Origin of the sequence: Camelimonas lactis (assembly GCF_004342915.1) — a bacterium.
GTDB classification, from domain to species: domain Bacteria; phylum Pseudomonadota; class Alphaproteobacteria; order Rhizobiales; family Beijerinckiaceae; genus Camelimonas; species Camelimonas lactis.
In genome coordinates, this window is sequence record NZ_SLWL01000002.1 from 247,769 (window position 1) to 261,059 (window position 13,291).

At 68.5% G+C, this 13,291-nt stretch carries 12 protein-coding genes; 3 read left to right on the forward strand and 9 right to left on the reverse strand.

Annotation, left to right across the window (positions count from 1 at the left end):
* Window positions 1–56 precede the first annotated feature (56 nt).
* The 3 genes from EV666_RS04120 (at window position 57) to EV666_RS04130 (ending at window position 2,766) form a co-directional block, all read left to right on the forward strand.
* Window positions 57–1,004: an ATP-binding protein gene (locus tag EV666_RS04120; protein ID WP_132003503.1), complete on the forward strand. Its 948-nt coding sequence runs from the start codon at window positions 57–59 to the stop codon at window positions 1,002–1,004.
* Window positions 1,005–1,027: 23 nt separating this feature from the next.
* Window positions 1,028–1,660: a DJ-1/PfpI family protein gene (locus EV666_RS04125; protein ID WP_132003506.1), complete on the forward strand. Its 633-nt coding sequence runs from the start codon at window positions 1,028–1,030 to the stop codon at window positions 1,658–1,660.
* An 89-nt stretch (window positions 1,661–1,749) separates the two neighbouring features.
* On the forward strand, window positions 1,750–2,766 hold the full coding sequence (locus tag EV666_RS04130) for a zinc-dependent alcohol dehydrogenase family protein (RefSeq protein WP_132003764.1): 1,017 nt from the start codon (window positions 1,750–1,752) through the stop codon (window positions 2,764–2,766).
* 183 nt (window positions 2,767–2,949) lie between these two features.
* Here EV666_RS04130 and EV666_RS04135 read toward each other — a convergent pair whose 3' ends face one another.
* From EV666_RS04135 to EV666_RS04175, 9 genes are all read right to left on the reverse strand, one after another.
* Window positions 2,950–4,368 (reverse strand): LysM peptidoglycan-binding domain-containing M23 family metallopeptidase, encoded by a 1,419-nt coding sequence (locus EV666_RS04135; protein WP_132003509.1) that lies wholly within the window; start codon window positions 4,366–4,368, stop codon window positions 2,950–2,952.
* Between the two features lie 165 nt (window positions 4,369–4,533).
* The gene (locus EV666_RS04140; RefSeq protein WP_132003512.1) at window positions 4,534–5,208 is read right to left on the reverse strand and encodes a protein-L-isoaspartate O-methyltransferase family protein; all 675 of its coding nucleotides are present in this window, start codon (window positions 5,206–5,208) and stop codon (window positions 4,534–4,536) included.
* Window positions 5,209–5,436: 228 nt separating this feature from the next.
* Complete coding sequence (gene surE, locus EV666_RS04145; protein ID WP_132003515.1) at window positions 5,437–6,198, reverse strand: 5'/3'-nucleotidase SurE; 762 nt, start codon at window positions 6,196–6,198, stop codon at window positions 5,437–5,439.
* Between the two features lie 172 nt (window positions 6,199–6,370).
* Window positions 6,371–7,777 carry a serine--tRNA ligase gene (gene serS / locus EV666_RS04150; protein ID WP_132003518.1) on the reverse strand — a complete coding sequence of 469 codons (1,407 nt, stop codon included), beginning with the start codon at window positions 7,775–7,777 and terminating at the stop codon, window positions 6,371–6,373.
* A gap of 319 nt (window positions 7,778–8,096) precedes the next feature.
* Window positions 8,097–8,924 (reverse strand): twin-arginine translocase subunit TatC, encoded by an 828-nt coding sequence (gene tatC / locus EV666_RS04155; RefSeq protein WP_132003521.1) that lies wholly within the window; start codon window positions 8,922–8,924, stop codon window positions 8,097–8,099.
* Window positions 8,921–9,775 carry a Sec-independent protein translocase protein TatB gene (tatB, locus tag EV666_RS04160; protein WP_132003524.1) on the reverse strand — a complete coding sequence of 285 codons (855 nt, stop codon included), beginning with the start codon at window positions 9,773–9,775 and terminating at the stop codon, window positions 8,921–8,923. The genes tatC and tatB overlap by 4 nt, the downstream gene beginning before the upstream one ends.
* Before the next feature lie 273 nt (window positions 9,776–10,048).
* Window positions 10,049–10,291, reverse strand: a complete 243-nt coding sequence (locus EV666_RS04165) for a twin-arginine translocase TatA/TatE family subunit (RefSeq protein WP_132003527.1) — start codon at window positions 10,289–10,291, stop codon at window positions 10,049–10,051.
* A gap of 213 nt (window positions 10,292–10,504) precedes the next feature.
* Window positions 10,505–11,518, reverse strand: a complete 1,014-nt coding sequence (gene nagZ, locus EV666_RS04170; RefSeq protein WP_132003530.1) for a beta-N-acetylhexosaminidase — start codon at window positions 11,516–11,518, stop codon at window positions 10,505–10,507.
* 147 nt (window positions 11,519–11,665) lie between these two features.
* Entirely contained in the window at window positions 11,666–13,240 is a 1,575-nt protein-coding gene (locus tag EV666_RS04175; protein WP_132003533.1) for an SPOR domain-containing protein, read from the reverse strand.
* Window positions 13,241–13,291 lie beyond the last annotated feature (51 nt).

The window sequence follows — 13,291 nt, forward strand, 5'->3', positions numbered from 1 at the left end:
CTGCTTCCCCCGCTGGCTCCCGTTCCGTTACGACGCAGGAGCGCCCGGATAACCACATGACCCAAGATCACGACGCACAGCACCCGTCACAGGCTTCCTGGCAGGCGTTCGCCGCCGCGCTTGTCCAGGCCGGCGCGCCGGAGGCGCTCAACCGCATCGCTGCGGCGCTGGAGCGCGCCTGGCCAGAACCGCCACCCATCGCGGATTTTGAGAGCGCCGACGCCTTCGTCTGGCACGCCGCGCCGCCGCGCCTTGCCGCCGTGCCGCACGTCAACCGGGTCGAGATGGTGCTGTTGCAGGGGGTCGACCGGGCGCGCGACCAGCTGCAGGACAACACCACGCGCTTCGCCCGCGGCCTGCCTGCCAACAACGCCCTGCTGTGGGGCGCGCGCGGCATGGGCAAGTCCTCGCTGGTCAAGGCAGTGCACGCCGCCATTAACAATGGCGACGGCAATGGCGCCCGGCGAACTGGCAATGACCGGCTGAAGCTGATCGAGATCCATCGCGAGGACATCGCCAGCCTGCCCGTGCTGATGAACCTCCTGCGCGAGGCGTCTTACAATTTCATCGTGTTCTGCGACGACCTGTCCTTCGATTCCGACGACACCTCCTACAAGTCGCTGAAGGCGGCCCTCGACGGCGGCATCGAGGGGCGGCCGCGCAACGTGCTGTTTTACGCCACCTCCAACCGCCGGCACCTGCTGCCGCGCGACATGATGGAGAATGAGCGCTCCACCGCCATCAATCCTGGCGAGGCCGTGGAAGAAAAGGTGTCGCTCTCCGACCGTTTCGGCCTGTGGCTTGGCTTCCACAAGTGCAGCCAGGACGAATACCTTGCCATGGTCAATGGCTATGTCAGCCACTATGGCCTCGCGATCGATCCGGCTGAATTGCGCCGCGACGCGCTGGAATGGGCGACGACGCGGGGCTATCGTTCCGGCCGCACGGCCTGGCAATACATCCAGGACCTGGCCGGGCGTCTCGGCCGGACGCTGGAGACCTGAGCCGGCCCGCAAGGGAGGGACGCATGCGGATCGCGCTGCTCGTTTATGACGGCATGACGGCGCTGGACGCCGTGGGGCCGTATGATTCCCTGTCGCGGCTTCCCGAAGCCGACATCGTCACGGTGTCGCCGGACGGCGGCCCGGTCACATGCGGCGGCGGCATCGTCATCCAGGCGGCCGCGTCGCTGGACAATGTGGACCGCGCCGACGTGCTGATCGTTCCCGGCGGCATGCCATCTGCCCTGCGCGGCCTGCTGGGGGACGCCGCGGTGATGGAGTGGCTGCGACGGATCGACCAGACCAGCCGCTACACCTGTTCGGTGTGCACGGGCGCCCTGCTGCTGGCGTCGGCTGGCGTGCTGCGGAACCGGGCCGCCGCCACGCACTGGCGCGCCCATGACGCTCTGGCCGCGCTCGGCGCCACGCCAGTCGCGGATCGCGTGCATGTGGACGGCAAATATCTGACCTCCGGCGGGGTGTCCGCCGGCATCGACATGGGTCTTGTGCTCTGCGGCCTGCTGGTTGGGCGCGAACTCGGCGAAGCCATCGAACTCAGCATGCATTATGCCCCGCAGCCGCCGTTCGGTACGGGCAATCCGGCCACGGCGTTGACGCCAGCGCGGCGGCAACTGATTGAGGAGCGCCTCCGCAACTGAACCTGGCGCCTCCCAGTGGGAGCGCCTTCCAGATCAATCAAACAAACGATTGTCCGGCTCGCGCCGGCAGCGGTTTATGGGAGTGAATGATGAAAGCCTGGCAGCTTCAGGACGCCTCTGGCCTCGACGGCCTGCGCAAGGTGGAGATTGACCGGCCAACGCCGGGGCGCGGCGAGGTGCTGGTGCGCATCAACGCCGTCTCGCTGAATTATCGCGACCTCATCACGGTGCGCGGCGGCTATGGCTCGCGGCAAAAATTTCCGCTGATCCCCGTCTCCGACGGCGCCGGCGTCATCGCGGAAGTCGGGCCTGGCGTGCGCGGCTGGAACGAAGGCGACCGGGTCATCGGCTCGTTCTTCGAGAACTGGCACGGCGGCGACGCCAGCGCGGAGAAGATGGCGGCGGCGCTCGGCGGCTCGGTCGATGGCGTATTGTGCGAATATCGGGTGTTCCCGGCGCACGCCGTGGTCGCGGCGCCTGCGCACCTCAGCGACGCTGAGGCGGCCTGCCTGCCCTGCGCCGCCCTCACGGCCTGGAGCGCCGTGGTGAAATGCGGCCAGGTGAAACCGGGCGACACCGTGCTGACCCAGGGCGCCGGCGGCGTTTCACTGTTCGCGCTGCAATTCGCCAAACTGGCCGGCGCCCGCGTCATCGCCACCTCGTCCAGCGACGCCAGGATTGAACGGCTGAAAACGCTCGGCGCGGATGAAACCATCAACTATCGCGAAACGCCGGAATGGGGGAAGCTGGCCCGCGTGCTGACCGGCGGTCGCGGCGTCGACATCGTCGTGGAGGTGGGCGGCGTCGGCACCCTCAACGAGTCGATCCGGGCGCTCCGCATCGGCGGCATGATCGGCTTCATCGGCGTGCTGGCCGGCGAGGCCCGCCAGGAGCCGCGCCTGTCGCTCATGGTGATGCAGCAGCAGCGCCTGCAAGGCGTCACGGTCGGCTCCATCGACGACCTGAAATCCATGTGCGCCGCCATCGCCGAAAACCAGCTGAAGCCGGCGCTGGATCGCACCTTCAGCTTCGATGAGGCGCCAGAAGCCTTCCGCTACATGTCGAGCGGCGCGCATTTCGGCAAGGTGGCCATCGCCATCGGCTGACGGAGGATCTGGGCTCCGGCCTGCCTGCCAGCCGGGGGCGCCGGGCGCCGGCGCAAGCAGCCCGGGCAGCGCAGGGGCGCCGTGGCGTCCCGTCCTGCCCGCTGACCCTGGAGATTTGCCTTTCAAACGCAGAAAACGCCCCGGGAGGGGCTCCGGGGCGTTTTCTGTTTCTCCGGTGGGGTCTCAACCTCCGGCGAGATGGGGCATCGGATCCACGGGCGTGGACCCCTTGCGCAATTCGAAATGCAACTGCGGCGTGGAGACATTGCCGGACTGGCCGGATTTCGCCACCGTCTGGCCGCGACTGACCTTGTCGCCGCGCTTCACCGTCAGTTCGCCGTTATTGGCGTAGGCGGAGACCCAGCCGTTCTCGTGGCGGATCAGCACCAGATTGCCATAACCTTTCAGCTCGCTGCCGGCGTAAGCGACGACGCCGCCCTCAGCCGCCTTGACGGGCGTGCCTTCCGGCAGGGCGATATTGATGCCCTCATTGCCGCTGCGGCCGTTAAAGCCCTGAATGATGCGGCCGCGCGCCGGCCAGCGGAACGACCCGCCGGACGCCTGGGCGGCTTCCTCTTTCGCGGCGGGCGCCTGCGGCGCCGCGACGGCGACCTGCTGACGCTCCGGCGCTTTCTGCTCAACCGCCGGCGCCTTGGGCTGGGCCTGGGCGACCGCCCTGGCGGGCGCTTCAGCAACCGGCTTCACCTGCGCGACTGCCTTTGGCTGGGCCTTCGCGGCGGCCTGAGCCTGCACTGCGGTTTGGGCCTGGGAGGCGGCTTTCTGCGTCGCGGCGCCCGGATGGCCGGCGACGGCATGCGCCTGCTGTTGCAGGCTTCTCGGCGGCTGGCCGGCCTTGACCGGCGACTGGACCGCGGCGCGCGAGGCGGCGATAACCTGGGCGGCCCGATCGTTGGCTGAGCCGGCATGCGGCTGGCCGGCGCGCTGCGCGCCTTGGGCCGCATACGTGGCCCTGCCCGGGACGGACGCAACGGCATTGGCGGCGCGCGACGCCGGAGCGACGGCGTGCTCCACGGCGCGACCGGCCGGCTGGACGGCGCCGCGCGCCGCCGCAACGGAGCTGGCGCCAGGATTGTAAACCGGAATGACAACGCTTGAGCCCGGGGCCAGGCCATTGCCGCCAAGATTATTGGCGGCGCGAATGGCCGCTGGCGGCACGCCATAACGATCGGCGATGGACTGAACCGTATCGCCCTGCCCCACGGACACCGTGGCGCCGCCGGCGGCGGTCCAGCCATTGGCGCTGCCCGAGATGGCGTCTGGACGGACGCCCGCGAAGCCGGATGAGCCGCTGGAAGAGGGGCTGGACGCGCCAGAGGGCGGAGGCAGCGACGAGGTCTGCACCGCGGACGAGCCGCCGTAAGTCCCGCTGCCGGCCACCCCGTAGGAGCCGCCGCCATAGGCTGGGGCGGCGCCGGGCACGTCGGACGGCGGCAGGCTGCCGGTAGACATGTTATCGGCCCCGCCGATGCCGGCGAAACGCTGGGTATCGGCGGCGCAGGCCGCGGCCAGCAGTGACAGGAGGCTGACGCCAGCTATCCGGGCCAGCACTCCAGGACGGTTCGTCGGAATCGAATGAGGCATTTGAAATCCACCGGCTACGCAACACACGCAGTTAAAGCGGATTCAGGTTAAGCAACGGTTTCCAACCGGCTCCCCCGGCCCCTTTCTGACCCACCTGGAAGAAAATTCGCACAGAAAACAATAATTGGCGGAAACTCCCGACCTTTGGCCGGGACAGGACGGAATTCAGAGCGCCTGCGCCAGCCCTGCCTGCAACGGCGGCAGGCGCAGGGGGCCGCACAGGGTTTCCGGCAGGGCTTCACCATGACGCTCGACCCGGACCAGGCGGGGCCCCTGGGGCGTGATCATGGCCCCGACGAGACGTCCGCCGTCGTTCAGCGCCTCGATCAGGCCTGGCGGCGCGTGGGCGAGCGACCCGTTGAGAATGATGCGGTCGAAACGTCCCCAGGCCGCCACGTCGGCCGCGAGGCCGTCGCCCACTTCCACGGTCACATGCCCGAGTTCGAGCCGGCGGATGCGGCTGGCCGCGGCGATCGCCAGGGTGCGCATGCGCTCAAGACTCACCACCTCGCCGGCGAGATGTCCGAGAACCGCGGTGAGATAACCGGAGCCGGCGCCGATCTCGAGCACCCGGTGCTGGCGGCTGACCGCCAGTTCACGCAACATCAGCGCCAGCTGCATGGGCGAGGTCATGGTCTGGCCGCACGGCAGCGGCAGCGCCACGTCGGAGCGGGCGAGATCGGCGAAACGGCGCGGCGCGAACATGTCGCGCGGCGCCAGTTCCATGGCGCGCAGGATGGCGACATCCCGGATACCCCGCGACCGCAGGTTGAGGAGGAACGCCGCCGTTTCCTGACGCCCCAGGTCTTCTCGTGTCTGCAACTGCGCCAGCGCCGCCACCTTGCACCTCCGCCATCCGGACCACGCGGCCCCGGCCGCTCCTGCATGGCATTACAGCGCGGATTTTATTAAGAAATTATCCCCGCCCAGGCGTCGTTCGCCCGGCGCGGAACCTGGCGCATCCGGTCGCATCTGGCCGCATTTCGTCTGAACTGGCGGAGCCTGGCTGGCGTTTCGTCCGCCGTTGCAGACCCACCGCCAGCCAGCGCCGGACAAACGCCATGCAACTCAGACGAACCCCCGGGCGTAGCGGGTCATCAGCGGCTCGTCGGTCATGTTGATGCGCAGGGGCGTGACCGAGATTTTCCGGTCGAACAGGGCTTTCAGGTCGGTGCCGTTGCGCGGCGTTGACGGGGTGCGGCGGAAGGTGAGCCAGTAATAGGGAATCAGCCGCCCGTCCGCGCGCTCCTCGATGTCGAGCAGGCCGGGATCGCGCCGTCCCTGGGCGGTCACGGCGATCCCCGTGACCTCCCCGGCCGGACAGGGCGGGAAGTTGACGTTGACCAGGGTGTCGGCGTCCATGCCAAGCTCCAGCACCTTGCGAACCACCGCCTCGCCGTGCACGGCGGCGCAATCCCACGGCGCGGCCTCGCGCAGGCCTGGCGGGAACGACTGGGACAGGGCGATCGACGGGATGCCCAGCATGGCGCCTTCCATGGCGGCGGCGATGGTGCCGGAGTAGATCACATCCTCGGCGACGTTGTGGCCCTTGTTGACGCCGGAGAGCACCAGATCCGGCCGGTGCTCCTTCATCACCTGGCGCACGCCCATCAGCACGCAATCGGTGGGCGTGCCGCGCACGGCGTAGCGCTTTTCATCGATCTGGCGCAGCCGCAGGGGATCGCTGAGCGACAGGGAGTGGCCAACGCCGCTCTGGTCGGATTCGGGCGCGATCACCCAGACATCGTCCGAAATCGCCCGGGCGATTTTCTCCAGCACGCCGAGGCCCTCGGCGTTCACGCCGTCGTCGTTGGTGATCAGGATGCGCACGAACAATCTCCCGGGTGCGAAAAAGGGCGCTCCCGCGGCGCGCGGGGCTGTCCATAAACGTTCTCCGGCGCGGCGGCCATCGCCGCTACGCGGGAAAACCACATCAACTCGAATGCCAGGGCCAGACTTCACCCCGGCATGAACGGAGGCCGGCCCCGCATCAGGACCCGTATCAGACCCTGGCCTCAATCCGCGTGACGCCGCCCATGTAAGGAACCAGCGCCGCCGGCACGGTGATCGAGCCATCGGCGTTCTGGTAAGTCTCCATCACGGCGATCATGGCGCGGCCGACGGCGGTGCCGGAGCCGTTGAGCGTGTGAACGAACCTGGTTTGCCGGCTGTCCTTCGCCCGGCAGCGGGCGTTCATGCGCCGCGCCTGGAAGTCATTGCACACCGACACCGACGACACTTCGCGATAGGCCTGCTGGCCCGGCAGCCACACTTCCAGATCGAAGGTGCGGGCCGAGGCGAAGCCCATGTCGCCAGTGCACAGGGTGACGACGCGATAGTGCAAATCCAGCTTCTGCAGCACCGCCTCGGCGCAGGCCAGCATGCGCTCATGCTCGGCCAGCGACGCCTCCGGCGTGGTGACGGACACCAGCTCCACCTTGCTGAACTGGTGCTGGCGCAGCATGCCGCGCGTATCGCGGCCGGCGGCGCCGGCCTCGGCGCGGAAGCAGTGGGTGAGCGCGGTGAAACGCTTCGGCAGCTCCTCCTCCGCCACGATGCTCTCGCGCACCAGATTGGTGAGCGGCACCTCGGCGGTGGGGATCAGCCAGTGGCCATTGTCCTGCCAGTCGGCGAAGGCCTGGCCGGCCGGATCCGCAACGCCCGCCTCCGCATGGCGGCGGGCGCTGGCCTCGAATTCCGCCCGGGTGAGGCCGCCGGCGACCACGCGAAACTGGTCCTCGCGGAACTTCGGCAACTGCGCCGTGCCGAACATGGCGTCGTCGCGCACCAGCACCGGCGGATTGACTTCCTCATAGCCATGCTCGCCCACATGCAGATCGAGCATGAACTGGCCAAGCGCCCGCTCCAGCCGGGCAAGCTGCCCCTTCAGCACGACGAAACGCGAGCCGGAGAGCTTCGCCGCCGTTTCGAAATCCATCAGGCCGAGCGCTTCGCCAAGCTCGAAGTGCTGCCTGGGCGCCGCGACGCCCTGCAGGCGGTCGGGGCGCGCGTCAGGGCGCTCGCCAAAGATGCTTTTGACGACGTTGTCGCTCTCATCGGCGCCATCGGGGACTTCGGCAAGCGGCGCGTTGGGGATCGCCGCCAGTTCCTGATCGAGCGCCGCCTGGGCGGCCTTTTCGCGCTGCTCCAGCTCGGGCGCCGTCTCCTTCAGGCGCGCCACCTCGGCCTTCAGGGCGTTGGCGCGATCGACGTCCTTCGCCCGCATGGCCTCGCCGACCTCTTTCGACAACGCGTTACGGCGCTCCTGGGCGGTCTGGGCCTCCTGAATGGCGGCGCGACGCGCGTCATCCAGCTCCAGCAGCCGGGACGACAGCGGCGCCAGTCCACGGCGGGCGAGCGCCCGGTCGAAGGCTTGCGGATCGTCGCGAATGAGGCGGATGTCGTGCATGGGATCACACGCTGGTTGGCGCATTCTCCGCCGGGGCGATCGCAGCCCCGCGCGGACAATACATGGGTTCAGACAGGTTGCGCGCGGCGCAACGGATACGGAAACGCAGGTTGCGCGAGGCGCAACAGATACGGAAACGCAGGTTGCGCAAGGCGCAACGGATACGGAAACGAAAGCAGGCGCCGCCGGAAGAGCGACGCCAGGCGCTTGCAAGGGGTGTTTGCGGCCCCTGGCGCGCCGGGTCAACCCCTGCCCGGCTTCCGAAATGAAACCGCCCCGGCCGTTGCAGGCCGGGGCGGCGGATTGTTTCAGGCGTCGGTCAGATGCCGTCTCCGGCTGTCGGCAAATCCTCCGCCGCCTCTTCCTCCGCCCGTTTGGCGTCCGCCTCGGCGCGTTTGCGCTCGACAATCTTCACGGCGAAAATCGACGCCTCGTAGAGCAGCAGCGTCGGGATCGCCAGGGAGAGCTGGCTGATAACGTCCGGCGGCGTCAGCACCGCCGCCACCACGAACACCAGCACGATGGCGTAACGGCGTTTTTCCTTGAGAAAATCAGAGGTCACAAGCCCGGCGCGCGCCAGCAGGGTCAGGATGACCGGCAGCTGGAAACAGATGCCGAAGGCGAAAATCAGCGTCATGATCAGCGACAGATATTCGCTGACCTTGGGAAGCAGCTGGATCGTCGCCTCGCCCGCCCCGCCAAGCTGCTGCTGGCCGATGGAGAACTTCATCACCACGGGCATGGCGATGAAATAAACCACCGCCGCGCCAAGCAGGAAAAATACCGGCGTGGCGACCAGATAGGGCAGGAACGCCTGACGCTCGTTCTTGTACAGGCCCGGCGCGACAAACTTGTAGATCTGCCCCGCGACCACAGGAAACGACAGGAAGCCGGCGCCGAACACGGCGATGCGGATCTGGGTGAACAGATACTCCAGCGGCGCCGTGTAGATCAGCCGCACGTCCGCCCCGGGGCCCGCCGCGAACACGTAGGGCCACACCAGCACGTTGTAGATGTAACGCGCCAGGGCGAAGCACAGGAAGAACATCACCACGAACGCGATCAGCGAACGGATGAGGCGCGCCCTCAGTTCGATCAGGTGGTCGATCAGAGGGGCGCGGGAGGCCTCAATATCGTCGTCGCTCATGATGTTCCGTCGCTGGCGGGCTTGTGGGCGGGCGTGATGGCTTCATCAGACGGCGCGGTCGCCGGCGGAGCCCCGACGTCGGGCGCGGGATCAGCGGCGCTGACGTCGCCGGCAGCCGCTGGGGCCTTCCTGCGCGGCGCGGGTTTTTTCGGCGCGGCGTCGGCGGCCGCGGCCTTGCGGGCGCGCGTCCGTTTCGGCGCGGCGGGCGCCTCTGGCGGCAAAACGGGATGCGTATCCACCGGCAAGGCGCCGGTTTTCGCGGCGCTGGCCGGGGATTTGCGGCGCGCGCGCGCCGGCTTTCGGCTGGCGGGCTCCGCTACGCCCTCACCCATCGTCTCCGGGGTCCCCGGCCGGGCGGCGCGCTTCTTGCCGACGGGCGCCCCGGAGGTTTCCGTCCCGGCTTCCGTCGCCCTTGCCTCACCCTGCGTCGCCGCCTTTGCCGGCGTGGCTTCGGCCGCGATCACCTGCCCGGCCGGCTCCAGGGCTGGCTGCTCCGGCAGGTTGGTAAAGTAATCGCCAGCGGTCGACGCATCGGTCACTGGCTGCGACTTGGGCGCGCCGCTGTCGTCGATGGCGTCCCTGATCTCGTTGCGCAGCCGGTCAATGGGATTGAAATTGTTCTTCAGGTCGCGGGCGGTGTCGACCACGTCGGAGACGCCCTGGCGGAACTCCTCCATGTCGGCCTCGCGCATGGCTTCATTGAACTGGCGCTGGAAATCAGCCGCCATGCGCTTCATTTTGGCAGTGGTCTGGCCAAGGGTGCGCAGGGCGCGGGGCAAGTCTTTCGGCCCAATCACCACGAGCGCAACGCCGCCGATCAGCAGCAATTCACTCCAACCAATATCGAACATTCCGCGCTCGCTGGCCCTGGGGCATGTTGCGTTTTCACGAAACCGGCCTCGTGAAAACGCAACATGCCCGGAGATTGTCGTGAGAGACGGCCCTTGCGCCGGGCTGGATCATGCCGGTGACCCGGACCAGCGCCAAAACCCCTCAGGCGTGGACCGGCCCGCGCCCACGCAACCTCGCCCGGCCCCGCGCAGACATTCAGGGCATGTCTGCGCGGCCGATGCGCAACCGTTGGTCGCGGGCCGCCGCGACGGGCAGGGCCACGGGCCAGGCGATCAGAGCTTCTGACCCGCCTCGCTCCGGACTCCGGCCTGCGCGTCAGCCGCCTGCTGGTTTTCCAGCGGGCGCGGCTGTTCAGCCGGAGCGCGCGGCGCGTCCTCGTCGTCCTGCATGCCCTTCTTGAAGGATTTGATGCCCTTGGCTACGTCGCCCATCAGATCTGAAATCTTGCCGCGCCCAAAAAGCAGAAGCACGATCACTCCGACAACAACCCAGTGCCAGATGCTTGCGCCACCCATCGAAATTCTCCCAACCGCCAGCCAGCGATATGGATCGCCCGGCGCGTAAAGCCATCAGCCCGCGCCGGTTCCCCGGCCTTTCCCGGGTCGACAACGCCCGCGCGGCTGACCTGATATAGGTCAAACCTACGCGGCCCTCGCGGCCAAAACAAGGAAATGCGGACCAGCTCCAGCTGGTCCGCACGCCTGTTTTCCGCCCAGAAATGCTTTTCGTCAGGCAACAGCCGGCGTCAGCAATGCGGCAAGACGGGCGCGCGCCGCCGCAACATCAAGCGGTTCAACGGTTTCAAGAATGCGACCCAGCGCCATCTTCGCCCGCCGCGCCGCCGCGCCATTGAGCAGCGGCGTGGCTGCGGCGATCTGCTCCATCTCGCCGCGCTCGCCATTACAGTGCAAAACCACGTCGCAGCCGGCGGCGATCGAATCCCGGGCGCGCGCGGCGAAATCGCCCCTGAGCGCCTTCATCGACAGATCGTCGCTCATCAGCAGGCCCTTAAATCCGATGGCGCCGCGAATAATCCGGCTGATAACCTCCGGCGACGTGGTGGCCGGACGCCCGGCGTCGATGGCCGTGAACACCACGTGAGCGGTCATGGCCAGCGGCATGTCGGCCAGAACGCGGAACGGCGCGAAATCGCGGGCCTCCAGCTCGGCCAGCGGCGCATCCACCACGGGCAGATCGTGGTGGCTGTCGGCCCCGGCCCGACCATGGCCCGGAATGTGCTTGACCACTGGCAACACGCCGCCGGACAGCAGCCCCTCGGCGGCGGCGCGGCCAAGGCTGGCCACAGTCGCCGGATCATCGCCATAGGCGCGATCACCGATAACATCATGGGCGCCGGGCGACGGCACGTCGAGCACCGGCAGGCAATCCACATCGACGCCGACCTCATGCAGGTCATGGGCGATCAGCCGGGCCCCCAGCCAGGCCGCCTCACGCCGGGCGAAGGGCGATGCAAGCTGGCCATAGGCGCGGCCCGGCGGATAGGCCGGCCACACCGGTGGCGCGAGGCGCTGCACCCGGCCGCCCTCCTGGTCGATCAACACCGGGGCGCGACGCCCCACCGCGGCGCGCAACTCCGCCGTCAGGCGGGCAACCTGGGCCCGGTCGACGACATTGCGCCGGAACAGGATGAACCCCCACGGATCGATCTCGCGAAAGAACCGGCGCTCGTCATCCGTCAGATCCGGGCCGGAAAGGCCAACGATCAGGGCCCGTGCGGTCATGTGCTGCTCTCCAGGGGAGTTTGAGACGTGGTGGCGATCGCACCATGAAGCGCCGCCGGGGCGGCCGGAGTTCGTCCCCCAAACGCACGCAGGGCTCCCGCAATGGAAGCCCCGTGAGCATCAGACGCCGGCGGACACGCCAACCGGTTACCCTTGAGCGACAAAGCAGTTGCCGCCAACCGACTTGAGCTGCTGGCAAAGGCTTGTGGCGCTTTCGCGGCTGAGGCCTGGCACCCGCAGCCGGTAAACCGTCCGGCCATTGGACTGCGCCTTGACGACGGCGGTGCCATGGCTGGCCAGGACGCCATACTTGCGCTTGAGGTTGGCCGCCATCGCCTTCGCTTCATGCTCGGAACCAGGCGCGCCAAGCTGCACTGAGTAGCCGCCCTTGCCAGCCGGCGCCGTGGCGACAGCCTTTGGCTTCGGCGCGGCGGTCGCCGCGGCGCCCACCGAACCCGTCGGCGTGTTGTCGACCATGGTCGGCTGCACGCGGTGCTCCTGCTTGACCGCGGCCTGCTGCACGGCACGGACTGGCGGCGCGGGCTTCGCCACGGGCGCCGGCGCGGCCTGGGCGGTTTCGCGCACGGACTGGGGAGCCGCGGCCTGCTGCTGTCCAGCGTCCCTCACCTTGCCGTCCGGCCCGATGGAAACCGTACGCACCCGGCGCGGCTCGCCCAGACCAGAGCGCGGATCCCGATTGGCGGCATGGGTTGGAAGCGGCGCCACGCCTGGCGCGCCGAAGGTGCCGGAAGCATCACTGACTTCCGACGGCAACTTGCCTGAGGCCACAGCGGCGGCGCGCTGCTGACGCAGGGTCTGCTCCACATCGACAGGTTGCTCGTTGCTGGCGACGACCTTCGTCTCACCCGGCGCCCTGGCGATCTGCTCGTAAATTTCCTTGGTCGGAGCCGGCGCGGCGGCGTTGTCCGCCGGCGGCTTCACCTTCACGGCCGAAGCGTCAGCGTGAATCACCGGCGCCTCGCCGCCTCCACTCGCGCCGCCGCCGCGCAGGCCGAAATAACCGGCGGACGCCGTGACGCACATGGCGACAACAGCAACCGCCCCATAGAGCGGCGCGCGTGACGGCCGCCGCCGCCGCAGGCGCGCGCCTTCGATCGCCTCAAGCGGATCAAGCGCCGGCGCGAACGCGTGGCGTCCCTCGCCATAATGCCCCTGCCCGGAATGCCTCTGCCCAGGCTCGCCGCCCCGGGCGCCGCCCGGCGCCGCCACGGAACCATCCCACGCCTGCCCCGCATGACCAGAATCCCAGGCATCCTGCGACGCCGGACCAACATCGTTCGGGGTGGATTGCTGATATGAATCGGGCTGCGGAGCGTGCCCGTACTGCTCCCACTGCTGATCGGGATAACCGGCCTGATGGCCGGCGCCGCCGACCGCCTGATGCCCCTGATAGCCGGCGTCATGGCCCGCCTCATAGCCTGCCGCCGGGGCGTTCACCCACGTCCGCAGATGGGCTGGATCTTCCGCGTACGCAGGCGCCGGCTCCTGCCAGGCAGCCTGCGAGCGGCCCATGTGATCGCCGCCGCCCGGGGGGCGCAGCAGATCACGAAAACGGTCATTCTGACCGACAATGCGGGCCAGTTCAGCCAGGCGGGCGTCTTCGGACGCCCCGCCAGCGCGCGAAGGCTCGCCGGCGCCGGCGATGCCTGCTTCAAGCGCATCAAGATCGAGCGCAACGCGGGAGGAGGATCGGTCAGTCATCGGCGCGTTCCGTTTCCTTTTGTGAGCTGGCAGCCCGGGAACGCACACCAA

Bases quoted from the DNA above. Each gene is read 5' to 3' on its own strand.
- EV666_RS04120 (WP_132003503.1), top strand. From the start codon at position 57: ATGACCCAAGATCACGACGCACAGCACCCGTCACAGGCTTCCTGGCAG.
- EV666_RS04125 (WP_132003506.1), top strand. From the start codon at position 1,028: ATGCGGATCGCGCTGCTCGTTTATGACGGCATGACGGCGCTGGACGCC.
- EV666_RS04130 (WP_132003764.1), top strand. From the start codon at position 1,750: ATGAAAGCCTGGCAGCTTCAGGACGCCTCTGGCCTCGACGGCCTGCGC.
- EV666_RS04135 (WP_132003509.1), bottom strand. From the start codon at position 4,368: ATGCCTCATTCGATTCCGACGAACCGTCCTGGAGTGCTGGCCCGGATA.
- serS (WP_132003518.1), bottom strand. From the start codon at position 7,777: ATGCACGACATCCGCCTCATTCGCGACGATCCGCAAGCCTTCGACCGG.
- tatC (WP_132003521.1), bottom strand. From the start codon at position 8,924: ATGAGCGACGACGATATTGAGGCCTCCCGCGCCCCTCTGATCGACCAC.
- tatB (WP_132003524.1), bottom strand. From the start codon at position 9,775: ATGTTCGATATTGGTTGGAGTGAATTGCTGCTGATCGGCGGCGTTGCG.
- EV666_RS04165 (WP_132003527.1), bottom strand. From the start codon at position 10,291: ATGGGTGGCGCAAGCATCTGGCACTGGGTTGTTGTCGGAGTGATCGTG.
- nagZ (WP_132003530.1), bottom strand. From the start codon at position 11,518: ATGACCGCACGGGCCCTGATCGTTGGCCTTTCCGGCCCGGATCTGACG.
- EV666_RS04175 (WP_132003533.1), bottom strand. From the start codon at position 13,240: ATGACTGACCGATCCTCCTCCCGCGTTGCGCTCGATCTTGATGCGCTT.